We start from the raw sequence: 17813 nt of genomic DNA, 5'->3' as shown, positions 1-17813 counted from the left end.
GCCCATGGGGGACGCCGAGGTCGCGGGCCCGCCGCTCTTCGACGCCCGCGCCGCGCGCATCGCCGTCGACGACGTGGTCGCGATCGACGCGCTCACCGCGGCGTCGCGCGGCGACCGCGTGCTCTGCGCCGGCGACACCGGCGCGCTCTTCGCGGCGCTCACGGGCATCCCGCTGTCGTCTGTCCGCTCCGCGTCGCCGGACGACGCGCTCGACGCGGCGCCCGGCGAGGCGCGCGTCGTCGCCGGGCGGCTCGCGATCGCGGGCCGCGACGTCGCGCGCTCGGCGCACCGGGCCGCGAGCGGGGCGGCGCCGCTCGATCCGCCGCTGCCGCTCGCGTGGACCGTGGACGCCTACGTCGCCTGGGGCGCGCGGCTCGCCGGCGCCTCGCCGCGCGCCGCCGCCGAGATGGTGCCCTCCGCCCTGGCCCGGGTCGGCCTCGCGGCCGCCCAGAAGCGCGCGCTCCGGACGCTCGCGCTGCCCGAGCGCCGCGCGCTCGTCCTCGCCCAGGCGATCGCGACGGCGCCGCCCGTGCTGATCGCCGAGGATCCGCTCGTCGGCCTCGACGACGGCGCGGCCGGCTTCGTCCTCGCCGCGCTCGCGGGCGCCACCGAGGGCCGCGGCGCGCTGCTCACGGCCGCGCGCCTCGACGTCGAGGGCCCGCGGGGCGTCCTGGTCCGCGGCGCCACCGACGTGCTCGTGCTCGCCGGCGGCGAGCTCGCCTTCTCGGGCACGTTCGCGGAGGTCGCCGCCGGCGGGCGCCTCTACACGCTCACCGTCCGCAGCAACGCGGAGCTCCTCCGCGAGGAGCTCGCCGCCCGGGGCATCGCGCTGCGGGGAGGGCCGGCGCGCTTCTCGGCCGCGCTGCCCGAGGGCGCGACCACCCGCGACGTCATCCTGGCCGCCGCGCGCTGCCGCGCCGCGATCGTCGAGCTCACCCCCCTCTTCTGAGGGCGGCGCGCCGGCTCGGGGCCGCGCGCCGCCGTCGCCACTGTTCGCCACCCGGCGGGCGCCGTAGTACCGTGCGCCCGATGTCATCCGAAGCCGCCGCGAACAAGCCGTCCGCCGCTCAGGTCACCCCGGGCGGCCCGCCTCCCGGAGGTCGACTCGCCGTGCTCACCGCGTTCGCGGTGGGCGCCTCGTGGCTCCCGGTCCCGGTCCTCCCCGATCGGATGCTCCTGCGCATCCGCGGGGCGATCGCCCAGGACACGGTGGCCCGCCACGGCCTCAGCCTCACCACCGACGCGCGCGCCCTGCTCGCCCAGCCCGGCGCGGAGCAGACCCCGCTCCGCAAGGCCGCGCAGCTCGTCACGAAGGAGGTCCTCCGGCGGCTGAACCCGGCCCTCGCGCTCGCGGCGGCCGCGCGCGGCCTCGAGGTCTACGCCCTCGGCCACCTGCTGAACCGCTACATCACGCGCTTCCGCCGGAGCAGCGCCGTCCGCATCCACGCCGACGAGGCGCGCTGGATCCGCGACGCCGTCGACCGCGCCGTGCGGCGCTCGCTGTCCCCCTCGCTCCACGCGAGCGTCACCATCCTGCCGAGCGGCGCGGAGGACCTGCGCGACGAGTTCACGCGCTGGATCGATGCGTTCCTGCTCGCCGGCGCCGCCGTCCCCGAGTACATCGAGCGGCGCCTCGACGCGGCCTTCGACGAGATCGCCGCCGCCGGCCTGCCCCATGACTGACCACGAGGAACGCACCGCCACGAAGGGCGCCGCGGGCCGCCACGCGGAGGGCGCCGCGCCCGAGATCGATCCCGACGGCGCGCGCGCCGCGCTCAAGCGCTGCCGCCGCATCATCGTCAAGATCGGCTCGAAGAGCCTCTCCGGCGACGCCTGGGATCGGCTCGCCGTCGAGGTGGCCGCGCTCCGCGCCCGCTCCGGCCGGAACCTCGTCATCGTGTCGAGCGGCGCCATCGCCCTCGGGGTGACGAAGCTCGGGCTCAAGGCGCGGCCGAAGGACATGGCCTGGCTCCAGGCCGCGGCCGCGGCCGGCCAGAGCGTGCTGATGCAGCGCTACGAGGAGGCGTTCGGCAAGGTCGGCCTGCGCGTCGCGCAGGTGCTCCTCACGCACGCCGACCTCGCGGACCGCACCCGCACCAACAACGCGAGGAACGCCCTCGCCGCGCTGCTCGAGGCGGGCGCCATCCCGATCATCAACGAGAACGACGCCGTGGCGGTCGAGGAGATCAAGTTCGGCGACAACGACCAGCTCGCGGCGATGGTCACGCCGCTCTGCGAGGCCGATCTCCTGATCCTCCTCTCGGACGTCGAGGGCCTGCTCGACGGCGACGGGCGCCGCGTGCCGTTCGTGCGCAGCGTCGCCCGCGAGGCGCGGCACCTCGCCGGCGGCTCCACCTCCGGCGTCGGCACCGGCGGCATGGCCAGCAAGGTGGAGGCCGCGCGGCGCGCCACGCTCGCGGGCTCGCACGTGGTCATCGCCGCCGCGCGCGAGCCGGGCATCATCACGAGCATCCTCTCGGGCGAGGACGTCGGCACCCTCTTCGCCGCCGTCCCTCAGCGGCTCAGCGCGCGCAAGCACTGGATCGCGTACACGCTGCGCCCGCGCGGCGCGATCCTCGTCGACCGGGGCGCCGCCGAGGCGATCGCCTCGAAGAACCGGAGCATCCTCGCGGTCGGCGTCCTCGGCGTGCGCGGCACCTTCCTCCCGGGGGACGCCGTGGCCGTCTTCGACCCGGAGGGCACCGAGATCGCGCGCGGGCTCGCGCGGATGTCCGCCGGCGACGCCGCGCGCATCGCGCGGAAGAAGCGCGACGACGCCGGCGAGGACGTCGTCGTCCACCGCGACGACCTCGTGGTGCTCCCGAGCGAGTGACCCCGCCGCCCATGCGCACCCTGTAGGTGCAAAGGCCACCCGATCGCGCGTCCCTCGATGCGCGCGGGAACCTTCGCGCCGCCCGGCGGTCACTGCTCCATCAGCTCCGGGAGGTCGGGTGATGCGCTTCGGGTTGTTCGTCGCCAACGGCTTGGTTCTCGCGGGGGTCGCCTGGACGGTCGGGCTCGGGCCGAGCGTCCAGGCGTCGCAGCTGTTGCCGGCGCGCGCCACGGCAGGGCTCGGTGAGCTCGCCGAGCTCGAGGCCCGCTACGCCGAGGGCCGGACGCGGGAGAGCGTCACCGCGCTCGCCGCCGCCTACCTCGATCGCGATCAGCCGGGCCTCGCCTCCTCCGCGCTCGAGGCCGCGCCCCGCGAGGTGCGTGAGCTCCCGGAGGCGGCGCACCTCTCGGCGCGCGCGCTGCTCCGCCGCGGTCGCGTCCGCGACGCGCTCGCCGCGGCCGAGCAGGCCTCGGCCGCCTGCGCCGCGGGCGGCTGTCCCGCGTGGCTCGCGGCGAAGTCCGAGCGGCAGCGCGCCTTCCTCGAGCAGCTCGTCGCCGCAGGGGTCGACGATCCGCAGGTCGACGCGACCGCCGCGCGCGCCGCCTACGAGCGCAGCGCGAGCGAGGTGCGCCTCGTTGCGATGCGCTGAACGCAGCGCGCCCAGCGCGCGTCAGGGACGATCGAGGCGCCGAGATCGTGCGCGCGCACCGGAAGAGATCTGCTCAGGGCCAATCTCTTCGATCTGGCTGGACAGGAGGGGAGTTCGTCATGCGGTCCATGTGACAGCGCGGGGGCGCGAGCGCGGCGAGGGCGCCCGCGGCGGGGTCGCCGATCGTCAGGGTCGTATCCAAGCTTGGAAACCCTGTCGTTGTCGAATGACGGTCACCGCCTTCTGTCGTAGCCTTGGGTCTTGCTCGGCGCGTCCACACCGGGGGCGCTGTCCGATTGAACAACCGGTTGCGCTTGGGAGGGTCTCCCTCAGGTGGAACAGCCGCAAGCTCGCACGCTGGGCGCCCTGGCGACTGCCTTGACAGGGTTGTACCGACGCGCCGTCGTGGTCGCTGCAGCGCTCGGCCTCACCGCCGCCGCGGGCTGCGCGCCGCCGATCACCAACGCAGGGCTGGCGATCCCCGCCGCGAAGCCGGGCCAGGAGGAGCGCCCGGTCCAGCTGCGGCCGCCGTTCGAGCTGGCGACGAACGAGGACGCGATCGTCCGGATCGTCACCGACGTGACCTGCACGGGGACGCTCATCACCGAGGACCTGGTGCTCACCGCGCACCACTGCGTCGCGGCGCGCGACGAGAACGGCAGGACGCTGCGCCGCGATCAGGAGCCCGAGGCCATCTCGATCGAGCTCGGGGGCGACCACCTGCCCTGGGGCGACGTGACGGTCCGCGCGGTGGTGTCGCCGGACTGCGGGTACACGTCGGGCGAGGGCGACATCGCGATCCTCGTGCTGTCGCGCCGCCTGATCGGGATCCCGACCCTCGCGCCGCGGATCGAGGGCGAGCCCGCGCTCAAGGAGACGGTGACCCCGTACGGCTTCGGCCGCTGCGCGCTCTCGCGCGATCCGATCCACCTCGTGCCGCGGCCGGGCGGCACGATCGACCGGCTGGCCCCGGGGCACTTCGTCGCGACCGCCTCGATCTGCCCGGGGGACTCGGGGGGGCCTGCGCGGAGCGACGCGTGGGGCGACGTCGTCGGCGTGATCTCGTCGAGCGTGATGGACGGCGACGAGCACACGACCGGCACCTCGTATTTCAGCCGCCTCGACGTGTGGCCCGAGCTCTTCTCCGCGGCCCGCGAGATCGCGGCGGGCGCCAGCCCGAGCGAGCTGCCGCCCTACCGGAGCTGCCTGCGTTGACGGCGGCGCGGCGTCCGCGGGCCTGCGTTGCCCGCCGCCCGCGGCCGCCGCTGCGCTAGGCTGCGGGGCCGCCATGCGGAAGCTGTTCAACGGGCTGCTCTGGATCGTCGGGACCTTGCTGGTGATCGGCGTCGTGCTCCGCGCGCTCGTCCTCGACGTGTGGGCGGTGCCGGACGACCCGAGCCTCGGCGCCTCGATCGCCCCGAGCCTCGCCCCGGGCGACGTGGTCGTCGTGCTGACGCGGGGCACGCCCGGCTTCGGCGAGCTGGTGCGGTGCCCGGATCCCGAGGTCCCCGGCAGCCACATCGTCGGCCGGATCGCGGGCGTGCCGGGCGACACGATCGAGGTCGACCACGGCGCCCTGGTCGTGAACGGGCAGCGCTACGAGGCCGAGGTCGCGTGCACCGAGCCGAAGCTGAGCATCGTCGATCCCGCCACGAACAACACGGTCCAGGTCGCGTGCGACATGGTGAGGATGGGGCCCGGCCTCCACATGCGGGCGACGGGGCGCAGGCCGCCGCTCGAGCGCCGCCACCGCGTGGAGGTGCAGCCCGACACGGTCTTCCTGCTGAGCGACAACCGGAGCTACCACGACGACTCGCGCGATTTCGGCCTCCAGCCGCGCGCCGCGTGCACCCAGCGGATCGTGTTCCGGCTCTGGGGCGCCGGGGGCTGGAGCGACGACCAGCGCCGCTTCACCTTCGTGCGCTGACAGCGCCCGCGGCCACGTCTGCGCCGGCGGCCACGTCTGCGCCGGCGGCCACGTCTGCGCCGGCGGCCACGTCCGCGCCGGCGGCCACGTCTGCGCCGGCAAGCTGCTCCAGGGCCGGCAGCCTGCGGCAGCGCCGGCGGCCCGCTTCAGCTCGTGCTTGACCCCTCCGCTCTTCGACGTCTAGAACCGTGGTTCTCTCCACCCGGGTCGGGGATCCAGCGCGAGCAGCGGGCAGGGTCCTCCGCCCCCGGGCTCGCTTCATCGGTCGGAGGTCCGCCCAGGCGGCCTTCCGCTGGCGCGGGTCGGAGAACCGCGATCCGCGGTCCTCCAATGCACCGAGGAGACGTTTGCACACCGAGCAGCACGAGATTGGCATCGTCTGTGGCCAGTGCGACCTGTGGAGCCCGATGGGCACCGCGCGTTGTCCTGAGTGCGCGAACGACTTGGCCCTGTTCACGCCGCGCCGGGGGAACGCGCCGGCCGCGTCGGCCCGGCGCTCTCCGACGCCCGCCGCCGGCAGCCTGGGCGCGAGGGAGCCCCGGCTCGACCCGACGAGCTCGCGCGGCGCGGGGCGGAGCCCCAAGACCACCTCGTCCAAGAGCGAATTTGCCGAACTCTCCCAGGAGGAGCTGATGGAGCAAGCCCGTAACTACGTCTGCCGTTCCTGCTCGAGCGGTGTTCCCTCGGGCCACAAGTTCTGCGGGAGGTGCGGAACGGCGGTCCCGCCCGAGATCCTCAACGCGCAGACGCTGTTCTTCGGGGACATGCAGAACCCGGCGAAGGCGAAGCTGATCCTCATCCGCGGCGAGGGCATGGACGGCCTCTCCTTCCACCTGAAGGCCGAGCAGCACATCGTCGGCCGCAACGGGCAGCTCGTCTTCCCGGACGATCCGTTCGTCTCGCCGAAGCACGCGAACTTCTTCTACCGCGACGGCAAGCTGGTCGTGCGCGACGAGGGCTCGCTGAACGGCGTGTACATCCGCGTGCGCGGCACGATCGACATCACGCCGGGCGACACGTTCCTCGCGGGCGAGCAGCTCTTCCGGCTCGATCCGACGCCGCGCGCCTCCGACGGCCAGGATCCGGACGGGACCTTCTTCTACTCCTCGCCCAAGCACCCGAGCCCGTTCCGCCTCACCCAGGTGCTCCAGGGCGGCGCGGTCGGCATGACCGTGTGCGCGCGCGGCAGCTCGCTGCAGATCGGGCGCGAGGGCGGCGACCTGAACTTCCCCGTCGACCTGTACATGTCGGGCTCGCACTGCCGGCTCGAGGAGCACAACGGCAAGTTCACGCTCACCGATCTCAACAGCCGCAACGGCACCTACGTGCGCATCAAGAGCGAGCGCGAGCTCGCCCACGGCGACTACCTCTTCATCGGCCGCAAGCTGCTGCGCGTCGAGCTCAACACCAACTGAGCGCCGGCCGGCCGCGCGCGGCCGACCCGGCGCGATCTCCGCCGGAGGAGCGATCGCCCATGACCGCCGCTCGCTGGCCGCTCGACGTCCTCCGCGCCGGACCGGTCGCCGCGGGCGCGAGGCTGTGGCGCAGCCGCGGCCAGCTCCATGTGACGCTCGTCGCGAAGGCCACCTTCGCGATGGTCGCCGGCGGCGAGGCGCGGCGGATCGCGCCGATGGAGGTGATCCGGGGCGAGGTCTACGTGCGCGGCCACCCGATGCGGCCGCTCCTCGCGGCGAGCGATCTCGCGCCCTGGCTGGAGCGCGCCGAGGTGGTGCTCACGGGGCACGCGTGGGCGCCGGGCGGGGTGCCGGTCCGGCGGATGCCGGTGCGGCTCGCGATCGTGCGCGGGGCGGCGGCGCTGGTCGACAAGCGCCTCGAGGTCGTCGGCGATCGAGCGGCCTCGGCGGCGTCGCCGGATCCCGAGCCGGAGCCGTTCGTGAAGATGCCGATCGAGTACCAGCGCGCCTGGGGCGGCGCCGACGAGCCGGAGAACCCGTTCGGCGTCGGCGCGATCGAGGACACGGGCGGCAAGATCTCGCTGCCCAACGTGCTGCCGCCGGGCGGGAGGCGCGCGTCGATCGGCCTCGGGCCGATCCCGGCGATCGCGCCGGCCCGGGCGCGCCTGCTCCGCGGGCTCGCGCGGAGCGAGCTGGAGGGGGTCGCGTCGATCCCGGAGGATTTCGACGGGTCGTACTTCCAGTCCGCGCCGCTGGATCAGCGCTTCGACCGGGTGCTCGGCGGCGAGCAGATCGTGCTGGAGGGCCTGAGCCCGCATCACCCCGCGCTGGCCACGCGCCTGCCGTCGCTGCGGGCGCTCGCGACGATCTACCTGCCGAACGGCGCGCAGCGGTGGCTGTCGCTCTCGGGCGACACGCTGATCGTGCACGCCGACGCCGAGCGCTGCGCGGTGGTCTTCCGCGGGAGCTTCCAGGTGGCCTCGGAGGAGGCGCTCTCGGCGCTGCGCGTGGCGGTGGGCGTGGAGGTCGGGGGCGAGCCGGTGCCGTGGCCCGACCTCGCCGAGGTGCTCGCCAGGGCGCCGCTCGAGGAGGCGGCGCCCGAGACCGTGAAGCTGACGGACTGGAGCACGACGGTGACCCTCGACGACGAGGATGTCGTCGAGGCGCCGGAGAGCGTGGCGGCCGCGCGAGAGCATCCGCTCGCGGGCACGCACCCGCTCGCGGGCACGCATCCGCTCGCGGGCACGTTCCCGCTCGACGACACGCTGCCGCCGACGGGGAGCGAGGCGCGGTCCCGCGAGGCGCAGGCCGCGCTGCCGCCGCCCGCGCGGGTCCGAGGCGAGGGTCACGACGCGGTGCGCGCGCCGTTTCCGATCGCGCCGGCGGGCGTGCGCGGCGAGCGGGAGAGCGGCGAGCACCCGGGCGCGCCGTGGGCGGCGGGCCGCGCGGCGGCGGTCCCGGTGCCCGCGTCGCCGCTGGAGGGGACGGTCGATCTGCGCGAGCCGGACGCCGCGCGTGCGCCGGACGCTGCGCGTGCGCCGGAGGCTGCGCGTGCGCCGGATGCCGCGCTGGAGCCGGACGCCGCGTCGTCGCCTGCGCCCGCGCCCGCATCGGCGCCCGTGGCCGCGTCAGCGCCCGGACCTGCGCCGGCACCCGCGTCCGCGCCGGCGATCGCGACGACGCCTGCGCCTGCGCCTGCAGCCGCATCCGCGCCCGCGCTCGCCGCCGAGGTGCTGCCCGCACCGGAGCGCGGCCCCGAGGTCGAGCCTTCGCCCGGATCGCGTGCGCCGGCCCCGACCCCGCCCGCGCCGCAGCGAGGGCGGACCAGCCTTCTTGGCAGCCTGTACAAGCGCTTCCGCAAGGACTGAGCCGGAAAGAGGGGATGATGGCCGGATCTCACCATGAAGACGGGAAGAAAGAGCCAGGATCTTCCCGGCCGCATGGTCCCCTCTCCGGGGCAGCTCCGGCCAGCACCACAGCGAGGTTGGAGGGACCGTCATGTCGGAGGTAGCCGTGGTTCGGGAGCGCGCGGCGTCCGTGCGCGTCGAGGAGTACCTGGGGCCTGCGCATGTGCTGGAGGCCCGCGGGCACGCGGTGGTCATCGAGCTGCCGGAGGGGGAGCGCGCGGAGGCGACGATGGCGCTGGCGATCCCGTACGCGCCGGCGGTGGGCGACGTGCTCCTGGTGATCGGCCGCGGGGCGCGCTTCTACGTCATCGGCGTCCTGCACGGGACGGGCAAGGTGACGCTGGAGCTCCAGGGCGACGTCGACGTCCGGGCCGCGGGCGGGGCGCTGCGGCTGTCCGGGGATCGAGGGGTGGAGCTGCGGGGGCCGGAGGTGGAGCTGCACGGCGACAAGGTGCGGGTGTTCGCGGGGGCGCTGGTGCAGAAGGCGGCGTCGCTCGTTCAGCGCGTGACCGAGCTGTTCAGCCTGCACGCGCGGGAGAGCCACACGGTGGTGGACGGGTCGGCGACGACCAAGGCGAGGAGCGCGACGGTGCTGACCGAGGAGACGGTGACGATCAACGGGAAGGAGATCCACCTGGGGTAGAGGCTGGCGGGCGCGCTCGTCCGAGGGAAGGGCATGGGAAGGCGCAAGAGGAGCCGCAGAGGGAACAAGCAAGGGCTGCAAGCGGCGACCCACGATGAAGGGAACGCGGCGACGCTCCGGAATACACCGGGAGCATCCCTGTCCCTGTCCATGGGCTGGGGCTCTATCGCCACGGGCTTGCTCGGCGCGAGCATGCTCGGCCAGGCCATGGCGGAAGACCCAGAATCGCCGGGAGCTGAGGGCGATCTCGGCACCGGCTGGAGCCTGACCGCCATCGCCGGGACCACCGTCGCGGCGCTCGCGACAGGCGCTCTCGTGACGGCGTACTGGTGGTCGCAGAGGAGGCCGGCGCGACCGCAGTTCTCGCCCGCCATGCTGGCGACACCAGGCTCCGAGGCTCACAATGCGATGACGCAAAAACACCCATTGAATGAGGGGATCCTGCCCACCACTTGTTATGACGCCGGCGTCTTCAGCCTGACATTGACGGATGGCCTCTCACCGGAAGTGTGCACTCGCTGGCGGTTCGCCGCACCCAAGGCAAACACGTACCAGATCGTCGACCCGGCGCAGGACCGGTGGGTCACGGACCCGGACCATCTGCCTGCGGACTCGATCATCATCTTCTATCGTCGTTTCCGCCCGGGCGAGCGCTCGGCGCTCGAGGCCGAGACGAACGGGCGCTGGGTCCCGTTCCACATGGTACGTACGCTCGATGGCCGGATGGTCGTGGGCGCCAACAACGGGGACCGCATGGGAACCACGCCCACGTGGTCGGAGAACGACATCGGGAACATGTTCGACTGGAGCGGTACGGAAAACACCCAGTCGGTGTGGACGGCCCCGGGTTTGCCTGCTCCGGACACTTTCAGTGTCGACGGCATCGAAAAATACGTCGCCTTCTATGCCCCCATATCGACCGTCATCAAACGTCTGAATGCGGCCTTCCCCTGAAGGGCCGGACCAGCGCGCGGGCCTCGACATCCGGCGTCACGCATCCTCCCGGCGCCCCCACCCTGCCGGCTGACGAGGCACGCCCGCCGTCCACCGCGCTCAGCGCTGGCGCCCGCCGACCAGCCGTGTCCTACAGACCGCCTGGGCGAGGGGGAACGTAGCCGATGCCCCCGTGATCCCACCGGTACTTGTTGTCGGACAGCTTGTTACCCAGATCCACCACGTAGGGGGTGACCGTGCCGTCGGGCTGCTGGACGTAGATGAACCCGATGCCCCGCGAGCCGCCTGAGAGATGCTGGTGCGACATTTGTCCCTCGGTGGCGGGACCATGCCGATCCCTGAGCTGCCCGAGCGCGAGCTCTCTCAGGATCCGCTCGCCCTCGGGTGACACTCGGACATCGGCCTCGGTGATGTCGTTCAGGTACCGCACCGGGTTCATCTCCCAGGTAGCGGAGTTGTTCCGATTGAAGAGAGCGCGCCGGCGGGAGATGGCGTCAGCGCGCGCGTTCGCCGCGTTTCGTTCGGTCGCGAGGTCATTTCGCAGCCGCTCGAGATCGAGCCTGGTGCGAGCCTGTCGCGCACCCCAGAAGTAGAAATCGGCAACGGTGCTGAGCCTAGCGAGCATGCCCTTGGCCCATGCGCTCAGCGCAGGATCCGCGGATCTCGTCTCCCTCTCGAGCTCACGTTTCAAGTGGTTCGACAACCCAACCAGGGCGTCATGCTCGATCTCTTCCGGCGACGGCGCTGGTACAGGCACCGGTGCTGGTGCGGGCGTTGGCGCCGGTGCCGGCATTGGCGCCGGCGCCGGTGCGGGCGTTGGCGCCGGTGCCGGCATTGGCGCCGGTGCCGGCATTGGCGCCGGTGCCGGCATTGGCGCCGGTGCCGGCATTGGCGCCGGTGCCGGCATTGGCGCCGGTGCTGGTGCCGGTGCCGGCATTGGCGCCGGTGCCGGTGTCGGCATTGGCGCCGGCGCTAGCGCTGGCGCTGGCGCCGGTGTCGATGGCTGGGAAGCCTCCCCTGCCCAATACCAACGGACCAGGGCTCCACCGACTCCTCCTAGCAGCGCGCCCAGGCCCGCGCCAACCGGGCCCCCAAGCATCGCCCCAACGGCCCCCAGCATGGTCGCGGGGGCCGCCACGGTCGCCGCCGTCTGCGTGGAGGGCAGGTGAGCGGTGACCGAGAGCGTTCTCGTGGAAGCGGTCCCCCCACCCGCAGTCGCGCTGTTGAGGGGTATCGATGTGCCGCCGGGGCTATTCTGCTTCTTCTTTTTCTTCCCCACGGCTACCCCCCGCGGCCCTCGTATCGCGCACCGGTCCCACGCCCACCCCCTGCACCTCCGCCCCGCCCGGCAGCGCCACCCGCACCGCCGCCGCCATCCGCGCGCCCCCCTCGCTCGCGCACAGCGCCAGCCCCACCCCCTTGCCGTAGGTCCGCTCCCCCGCGATCGCCGCCCGACCGTGCGCCTTGAGGCACCCCGCGAACAGCTCCGCCGCCGACGCCGTCCCGCGGTTCACCAGGATCGTCACCGGCACCCCATACGGGTCCTCCTGCCCTGACCGATAGACGGTCTCGTCCCCGTCGCCGTCCGTCACCGTCGCCACGACGCTCCCCGCCGGCAGGAAATCCCCCGCGAGCTCCACGAACGCCCGCAGCTCTCCTCCAGGGTTGTCGCGCAGGTCGATCACGAGCTCGCGCATCCCCTCCGCCTCGAGCGCCCGCATCGCCCGGTACACCAATGCCGGCACGTCCAGCGAGAACACCCGGATCCGGATCACCCCGATCCCGTCGCCCAGCAGCGCGTGCGCGACGCTCCCCGCGCCCGGGAGCACCTCCTCCGGCGCCGCCGCGCACGTGTAGAACACGTTCACCGCGCTCGGCACCAGCACCGCGCCCACCGCGTTGTTCCCGGCGTTCCCGGTGGTCGGACAGGTGAGGTTGATCGCCGGCAGCCCCTCGATGATCACCTTGGGATTGCCCCTCACGTAGGCCCCGACATCCATGTAGAGCGGGTGCGCCACCCCGGGCTCCATCCCGAAGGTCATCGGGATGGTCGTGCCGAGGTTCAGCGCGTTCATCATCGACACCTTCACCTTCACCGAGAAATTCACCGCCATCGCGTTGAGCGCGAAGTTGGGATACGGAATCGGCACCACCGCCGGCCCCACCGGCGTCAGGCACACGTCCGGAAACCCGATGTTCATCCCGGCGCCGTTGTTGCTCGCAGGCAGCATCCTCTCCGCTCCTCCCCCGGTGTTATCGCGGTGGCCGCGGGGGCGTGTACGCCTCCGCCTCCAGCCGATCGAGGTCCGTCCGGCGCGCGCCGAGGAGCCTCGCGCCGGAGAAGCGCGCGCCCGCGTCGCGCAGGGCGTGCAGGTTGGCGCCGCCGAGATCCGCCTCGCTGAAGTCGGCGTCCTCGACGTGCGCGTGCGACAGGTTGGCGCGCTCGAGGCGCGCCGAGAGGAACAGCGCGCCCCGCGCCGCCGCGTGATCGAGCATGGCGTCCCGCAGATCGGCGGCGGCGAGGTTGGCGCGCTCGAGGTCCGCCCGCGTGAACGTGGCGTACCGGAGCATCGCCCGCGAGAGCTTCGCCCCGCGCAGCGAGGCGCCGCCGAAATAGGCGGCCTTCGCCGCGACCCCGGAGAGGCTCGCGCCGTCCAGCGCGGCCTCGCGGAGCCTGGCCTGCGTCAGGATGGATCCCTCGAAATCGGCGCCGCGCAGGTTCGCCCTCGAGAAATCGCTGCCCATGAAATCGCAATCGCGCAAGCTCATCCGCTCGAGGTTCGCCTCCATGAAGGCGCAGCGGTGCACGGTGAGGCCGGAGAAGGAGACGGCGCGCAGATCCACGCCGGTGAAATCGACGCGATCGAAGATCGTCTTGCCGAGCACGGCGCCCTCCAGCGCGGCCCCGCGGAGGAGCGCCTGCTGGACCACCGCGCGCGTGAGGTTCGCCCGCGAGAGCCGCGCCCCGTCGAGGATGCACCGGACGAGGCGCGCGGCCGCGAGATCGGCCCCCTCGAGATCGGCGTCGATGAGGATCACCGACTCCAGATCGCGGCCCGAGAGATCCACGCCGCGGAGGATCGAGCGCGAGAGGTCGCAGCCGAGGAGGCTCGCGCCCCGGAGGTCCGCGCCGGTGAGATCGCAGTCCGAGAGGATCGAGCGCTCGAGGCGGGCGCCGCGGAGGTCGGCGCCGCGCAGGTCGGCGCCGCGCAGCGAGCAGAGCGAGAGATCCGCGCCCGCGAGGTCGAGCCCGGAGAGATCCGCGCCCGCGAGGTCGGTCCCGGCGAGATCCTTGCCCGCGAGCTCGGGCCGGCCGAGCCTGGCCTCGTCGAGGACCACGCCGCGCATGCGCCTCGGGAAGCGCGCGCCGCGGAGGTCGGCCCGGACGAAGACCGCGCGATCGAGCTCCGCGCCTTCGAGGTCCGCGCCGCCGAGATCGGCCCCGACGAACGCGCCGGCCTCGACGCGGGCGCGGGCGAGGCGCGCGCCGCGGAGGTTCGCGCGGGTGAAGGAGGCGCGGGCGACGCGAGCCTCCGTGAGATCCGCGCCCTCGAGGTTCGAGAGGTCGAAGCGCGAGCCCGAGAGGGTCGCGCCGACGAGCCGCGCGCCGGACCAGTCCGAGCCCACCGCCTCGACCTCGGCGATCGTCGCGCCGGAGAGATCGGCGCGGGCGAGGCGCTGGTAAGACAGCTTCACCCCGGCGAGCCGCGCGCCGGCGAGCCGCGCGCCCTCGAGGTTCGAGCCGAGCACGAGCGCGCCGTCCAGCGCGCAGCCCTCGAGATCCGCCTCCCGCAGGTCGCACTCGACGAGGTGCGCGCCCGAGAGGACGCTGCCCGCGAGCCGCGCGCCGCGCAGGTCGGCGCGGAGGAGCTTGGCGCGGGAGAGGTCGAGGCCCGCGAGATCCCGACCCGCGAGGTCGAGCCCGTCGAGGCGGGCGCCCTGGAGCGGCGCGCCGGCGCGGATGCGCTCGAAGAGCTCCGCGACCGTCGTCATGCGCGCTCCAGGCTGGAGCGCCGCAGGTTCGCCCCCGCGAAATCGCAGCCCGCGGCGCTCGCGCCGTCGAGGCGGGCGCCGTACAGGCTGGCGCCCGCGAACGAGGCGCCGTCGAGGCGGGCCTTGCTGAGATCGGCGCCGAAGAGGTCGGCCTGCGCGAGATCGGCGCGCTCGAGCGAGGCCCGGTAGAAGCGGCCCTCGCGCAGCACCGCGCAGGCGAGGCGCGCGCCCCGGGCCGAGGCCCCGGAGAGGTGCGCCCGGGGGAGCGAGGCGTAGCGGAGGTCGGCGCCGTCGAGCTTCGCCCGGAGCAGCGCGGCGCCCTCGCCCCGCGCCTCCACGAGCGTCGCGCGCTCCAGATCGGCGTCGGCGAAGCTCGTGCGCGGCAGGGACGCGCCCGTGAGATCCGCGCCCTTCGCGGACGCGCCCGCGCACATGCACCCGATGAGGGCCGCCCCGCGCAACGAGGCGCGGTCGAGCTTCGCCGCCTGGAGGACGGCGCCCTCGAGGTGGAGCCCGTCCCCATCGATCTCGCAGAGATCGGCCTCGTCGAGCAGCGCGCCGCGCCCCCGCGCCCTGGCCAGGCGAGCGCGGGCGAGCGCGGCGCGGGTGAGGATCGCCTGGTCGAGCGTGGCGCCGCGGAGATCGGCGCCGGCGGCCCGCGCGCCGGTGAGGTTGGCCTGCGACAGGTCGGCGCCGGAGAGATCGGCGCCCGAGAGGTTCGCCTCGAACAGCACGGCCCGCGAGAGATCGGCGCCCGCGAGCTTGGCCCCCGAGAGGTCGGCCCCCGAGAGGAGCGCGCCGGACAGCTTCGCCCCAGAGAGATCGCGGCCGGCGAGATCGCGGCCGGCGAGGTCCTGCCCCGAGAGATCGACGCCGGGGCCGGGCTCGGAGGGCGGCGCCGCGGCCTCGCCGGGGGGCCGGTAGCCGGGGACGATCTCGCGCAGGCGGGGGTCGCCGAGCAGCGCGTCGAGGCGCTCGACGCCGTCGAGCTGCGTCCCGCGCGCGGCCGCGTCCCGCTTGAGCCGCTCGACGCGCTCGACGAGCGCGGCGAGCGCGCCGCCCATCGGGACCCGCGGCGTCCCCGCCGGCGTGGCCGGGAGGTACGCGGCCTGCCGCTGGGCGGGCAGCCGCGCGAGCGCCTGGGCGACGCTGCGCTCGAGGTCGACGCCCTCGGGGGTGCGCAGCGTCCGGAGCTTCGCGACGAGCTGTCGCACGCGCTCCTGCTCGGGCGCGTGCAGGCCGCCGAGCCGCTCCGCGAGGAGCCGGCCCACCGGATCCGCCTCGCCCGCCGGCGCCGGCCGCGGCGCGCCGTCGCGGACGAGATCGTAGGCCTCGCGCACCTCCGGCGGGAGATCCTCGAGGCCGCGCGGATCGCGCGCGAGCTGCGCGAGCTTCTCCCGGTAGTGCTCGAGCGGCAACGGCGCGTCCGAGAGCGGCTCGGCGCCGACGACGGCGGCGCGGAGGTCGGCGAGGTCGTCCTCGGCCACCTCGGCGTGGCCGCGCCAGGTGAGCGTCACGAGGCCGGTGTCGGGCTCGACGAACAGCGTGTCGAGGCTCATGGCGGCGTCCTGCACGCGGCCGCGCGCGTCCTCGACGACCACGCGGATGCGCAGGCCCGGCAGGCGGAACGAGGCGGCCGCTGCGGCGGGGTGGAGGTGGAGGAGCGTGACCTCCTCGTCGCCGCGCAGGTAGCCGGCGAGGCGTTGATCCGGCGGGGCGGCCTGGAAATAGGTCCAGTCGAAGTCCTCGGCGGTCCACGGGGCGCGCGTCTTGCGGTACGAGGGGCCGTACTCCTTGCCGAGCTTCCGGCGGCGCTCGGGCGCGTCGGGGTGGAGCGGCCCGAACGGCGCGGGGACCGGCCGGCCGTCGCGCGGCGCCGGGACCATCTGCGATTTCGACCACGCCCCGACCGCGAAGCCCACGGGGTGCTCGCGCTGCAGATCGCCGTCGGGCGGGCGGCATGCGCCGCGGAGGAGCAGATCGGCGGCCGGCTTCCAGTCGGCGAAATCGCCGGGATAGGTGCACTCGCCCTCGCGCTCCCCGCCTTCGCCGTCGAACGCCTCGGCCGTGAGCGCGCCCTGGGCGAGCGGGCCTTCCACCGGCGCGAGCGGCTCGCCCAGGCGGAGCGAGAAGCGGCCGCGGACGATGAGGACGGCCTCGGGCTGCGGCGGCCTGCGCGAGCAGACCTTCGTGCCGAAGAGGAACGGCGTGAGGTTCCGGGTTTGCATCAGAACAGGTTGATGACGCCGGACATCAGGTTGTACGCCCCGGTGCTCACCGATTCGGCCGACGAGACGCTGGAGCAGATGTTCTTCACGTTGGTGCGGAACTGCGAGAGCTCCTGCCGGTTCGTCAGGTTGAGCTCGGCCTTGGGGCCCATGTTGATCGACACCCCCGCGGTGAGCGAGACCTCGAGCAGGGCCGCGATGGTCAGCTCGACCAGGCCGCCGATCGTGATCTCCTCGGTGGCGCCGACGGTGATCGACGCCGCGTTGCCGATGGTGACGTCGCTGGTGCTGCCGACGGTCACCGACTGGACATCTCCGATGGTGGTATCGCTGACCGCGCTCGCCGTGGTGGTGCTCGAGACGGTGCTCGCCGTGGTGGTGCTCGAGACGGTGCTCGCCGTGGTCTCGTCGCTGACCTCCGTGGCGGTCGTCTTGCTGGCGATGGTCTGCGCGGTGGTCTCGTCGGAGATCGAGGTCGCGGTCGTCTTGCTGGCGATCGTGACGGCCCACGTCTCGTCGAGGATCTGCGGCACCGGGCAGGCGGCGGAGCCGGTATACGACTCGATCCGCTGCGCCCAGGTCGAGCTCAGGCAGACGGGGTTCGGGCGCTCGGCCGTGGGGGCCTCGGAGCCGGTGATGCTGGTCTGCTTGTTCCCGTAGAACCGATCGAACGTATCGCCATGGTAAGTGGTGTCGACGTCGCCCTTCTCGGTCTTCTCGGTGACCTTCCACGTGCCGTTGTAGTTCTGAACCCATTCGATGGTGGTGGCGGCGGTCCAGAGGTCGGTGGCGTCCTGGATATGGCCGCCGGAGACGTCCCAGCCGGCCTTGTCGTCCTGCCGGCCAAGGACGAGCATGCGGTAATTGCCCTTGATGACCTCGACCTTGTCGCCGCGCGTGGTGGTGATGCGGTTGCCGTCGGAGTGGTCGCGCCAGCCGCCCTTGGTGTGCAGCTTTGCGGTCTCGGCCTGGCGCTCGGCCTCGGGGATGAACCCCGGGCAGCCGTCGCGCTTGCGGGTGTCGTCGATGAACGAGGTGACCAGGGCGGCGAGGTCCTCGCCGCTCGCCTTCGGCGCGCCCGGGTTGGCGGCGAGGCTCGGGTCCTTGACCGCGCCGAGGCGCAGATAGGAGCCCATCGCGTCGGCGTCGGCCCCGGCGTCGTTGAAATTCGGGACCTCGATGAGGAGGTATTTCCCGCTGATACCTTCACCCTCGCGCGTACCCATGCGCCCTCCGCATCGGGTACGGTAACAGGCGAGCCGCG

Annotated in this window: 16 protein-coding genes; 10 read left to right on the top strand and 6 right to left on the bottom strand. The window is 73.8% G+C overall.

All coding sequences use genetic code 11. From position 1 onward, the window contains the following. The first annotated feature begins 4 nt into the window (after positions 1-4). The 10 genes from WME83_RS48005 to WME83_RS47960 all read left to right on the top strand — a co-directional run bounded on the left by WME83_RS48005 (position 5) and on the right by WME83_RS47960 (position 10328). On the top strand, positions 5-949 hold the full coding sequence (locus tag WME83_RS48005; protein ID WP_437316409.1) for an ABC transporter ATP-binding protein: 945 nt from the start codon (positions 5-7) through the stop codon (positions 947-949). Between the two features lie 80 nt (positions 950-1029). Further along, entirely contained in the window at positions 1030-1683 is a 654-nt protein-coding gene (locus WME83_RS48000; protein ID WP_437316408.1) for a hypothetical protein, read from the top strand. Then, the gene (gene proB, locus WME83_RS47995; RefSeq protein ID WP_437316407.1) at positions 1676-2833 is read left to right on the top strand and encodes a glutamate 5-kinase; all 1158 of its coding nucleotides are present in this window, start codon (positions 1676-1678) and stop codon (positions 2831-2833) included. The genes WME83_RS48000 and proB overlap by 8 nt, the downstream gene beginning before the upstream one ends. Before the next feature lie 121 nt (positions 2834-2954). Then, positions 2955-3482 (top strand): hypothetical protein, encoded by a 528-nt coding sequence (locus tag WME83_RS47990; RefSeq protein WP_437316406.1) that lies wholly within the window; start codon positions 2955-2957, stop codon positions 3480-3482. A 405-nt stretch (positions 3483-3887) separates the two neighbouring features. Then, positions 3888-4697: a trypsin-like serine peptidase gene (locus WME83_RS47985; protein ID WP_437316405.1), complete on the top strand. Its 810-nt coding sequence runs from the start codon at positions 3888-3890 to the stop codon at positions 4695-4697. 73 nt (positions 4698-4770) lie between these two features. Then, positions 4771-5409: a signal peptidase I gene (gene lepB, locus WME83_RS47980; protein WP_437316404.1), complete on the top strand. Its 639-nt coding sequence runs from the start codon at positions 4771-4773 to the stop codon at positions 5407-5409. A gap of 632 nt (positions 5410-6041) precedes the next feature. Beyond that, on the top strand, positions 6042-6824 hold the full coding sequence (locus WME83_RS47975; protein ID WP_165374547.1) for an FHA domain-containing protein: 783 nt from the start codon (positions 6042-6044) through the stop codon (positions 6822-6824). A gap of 59 nt (positions 6825-6883) precedes the next feature. Then, a complete protein-coding gene (locus WME83_RS47970; protein ID WP_437316403.1) occupies positions 6884-8692 on the top strand; it encodes a DUF2169 family type VI secretion system accessory protein in 1809 nt (602 codons plus the stop codon). A 130-nt stretch (positions 8693-8822) separates the two neighbouring features. Then, positions 8823-9374 carry a DUF3540 domain-containing protein gene (locus tag WME83_RS47965; RefSeq protein ID WP_437316402.1) on the top strand — a complete coding sequence of 184 codons (552 nt, stop codon included), beginning with the start codon at positions 8823-8825 and terminating at the stop codon, positions 9372-9374. Positions 9375-9524: 150 nt separating this feature from the next. After that, on the top strand, positions 9525-10328 hold the full coding sequence (locus WME83_RS47960; protein ID WP_437316401.1) for a hypothetical protein: 804 nt from the start codon (positions 9525-9527) through the stop codon (positions 10326-10328). A gap of 130 nt (positions 10329-10458) precedes the next feature. Here WME83_RS47960 and WME83_RS47955 read toward each other — a convergent pair whose 3' ends face one another. From WME83_RS47955 to WME83_RS47930, 6 genes are all read right to left on the bottom strand, one after another. Continuing rightward, a complete protein-coding gene (locus tag WME83_RS47955; RefSeq protein WP_437316400.1) occupies positions 10459-11019 on the bottom strand; it encodes a hypothetical protein in 561 nt (186 codons plus the stop codon). Between the two features lie 25 nt (positions 11020-11044). Next, complete coding sequence (locus tag WME83_RS47950; protein ID WP_437316399.1) at positions 11045-11359, bottom strand: hypothetical protein; 315 nt, start codon at positions 11357-11359, stop codon at positions 11045-11047. A 219-nt stretch (positions 11360-11578) separates the two neighbouring features. Next, complete coding sequence (locus tag WME83_RS47945) at positions 11579-12559, bottom strand: S41 family peptidase (RefSeq protein ID WP_437316398.1); 981 nt, start codon at positions 12557-12559, stop codon at positions 11579-11581. Positions 12560-12581: 22 nt separating this feature from the next. Continuing rightward, the gene (locus tag WME83_RS47940; RefSeq protein ID WP_437316397.1) at positions 12582-14321 is read right to left on the bottom strand and encodes a pentapeptide repeat-containing protein; all 1740 of its coding nucleotides are present in this window, start codon (positions 14319-14321) and stop codon (positions 12582-12584) included. After that, positions 14318-16549, bottom strand: coding sequence for a DUF2169 family type VI secretion system accessory protein (locus tag WME83_RS47935; RefSeq protein WP_437316396.1), 2232 nt, complete (start codon positions 16547-16549; stop codon positions 14318-14320). The genes WME83_RS47940 and WME83_RS47935 overlap by 4 nt, the downstream gene beginning before the upstream one ends. Then, positions 16549-17775 carry a hypothetical protein gene (locus tag WME83_RS47930; RefSeq protein ID WP_437316395.1) on the bottom strand — a complete coding sequence of 409 codons (1227 nt, stop codon included), beginning with the start codon at positions 17773-17775 and terminating at the stop codon, positions 16549-16551. Before WME83_RS47930 ends, WME83_RS47935 begins: the two co-directional genes overlap by 1 nt. Positions 17776-17813: the final 38 nt, after the last annotated feature.

It is taken from the genome of Sorangium sp. So ce385 (genome assembly GCF_051474135.1).
GTDB lineage: Bacteria > Myxococcota_A > Polyangia > Polyangiales > Polyangiaceae > Sorangium > Sorangium cellulosum_D.
This window is presented reverse-complemented; position numbering and strand designations above follow the sequence as displayed.

Coding starts and splice junctions, on each gene's coding strand:
- WME83_RS48005 (WP_437316409.1), top strand. CDS start 5: ATGGGGGACGCCGAGGTCGCGGGCCCGCCGCTCTTCGACGCCCGCGCC.
- WME83_RS48000 (WP_437316408.1), top strand. CDS start 1,030: ATGTCATCCGAAGCCGCCGCGAACAAGCCGTCCGCCGCTCAGGTCACC.
- proB (WP_437316407.1), top strand. CDS start 1,676: ATGACTGACCACGAGGAACGCACCGCCACGAAGGGCGCCGCGGGCCGC.
- WME83_RS47990 (WP_437316406.1), top strand. CDS start 2,955: ATGCGCTTCGGGTTGTTCGTCGCCAACGGCTTGGTTCTCGCGGGGGTC.
- lepB (WP_437316404.1), top strand. CDS start 4,771: ATGCGGAAGCTGTTCAACGGGCTGCTCTGGATCGTCGGGACCTTGCTG.
- WME83_RS47975 (WP_165374547.1), top strand. CDS start 6,042: ATGGAGCAAGCCCGTAACTACGTCTGCCGTTCCTGCTCGAGCGGTGTT.
- WME83_RS47970 (WP_437316403.1), top strand. CDS start 6,884: ATGACCGCCGCTCGCTGGCCGCTCGACGTCCTCCGCGCCGGACCGGTC.
- WME83_RS47965 (WP_437316402.1), top strand. CDS start 8,823: ATGTCGGAGGTAGCCGTGGTTCGGGAGCGCGCGGCGTCCGTGCGCGTC.
- WME83_RS47960 (WP_437316401.1), top strand. CDS start 9,525: ATGGGCTGGGGCTCTATCGCCACGGGCTTGCTCGGCGCGAGCATGCTC.
- WME83_RS47945 (WP_437316398.1), bottom strand. CDS start 12,559: ATGCTGCCTGCGAGCAACAACGGCGCCGGGATGAACATCGGGTTTCCG.
- WME83_RS47940 (WP_437316397.1), bottom strand. CDS start 14,321: ATGACGACGGTCGCGGAGCTCTTCGAGCGCATCCGCGCCGGCGCGCCG.
- WME83_RS47935 (WP_437316396.1), bottom strand. CDS start 16,549: ATGCAAACCCGGAACCTCACGCCGTTCCTCTTCGGCACGAAGGTCTGC.
- WME83_RS47930 (WP_437316395.1), bottom strand. CDS start 17,775: ATGGGTACGCGCGAGGGTGAAGGTATCAGCGGGAAATACCTCCTCATC.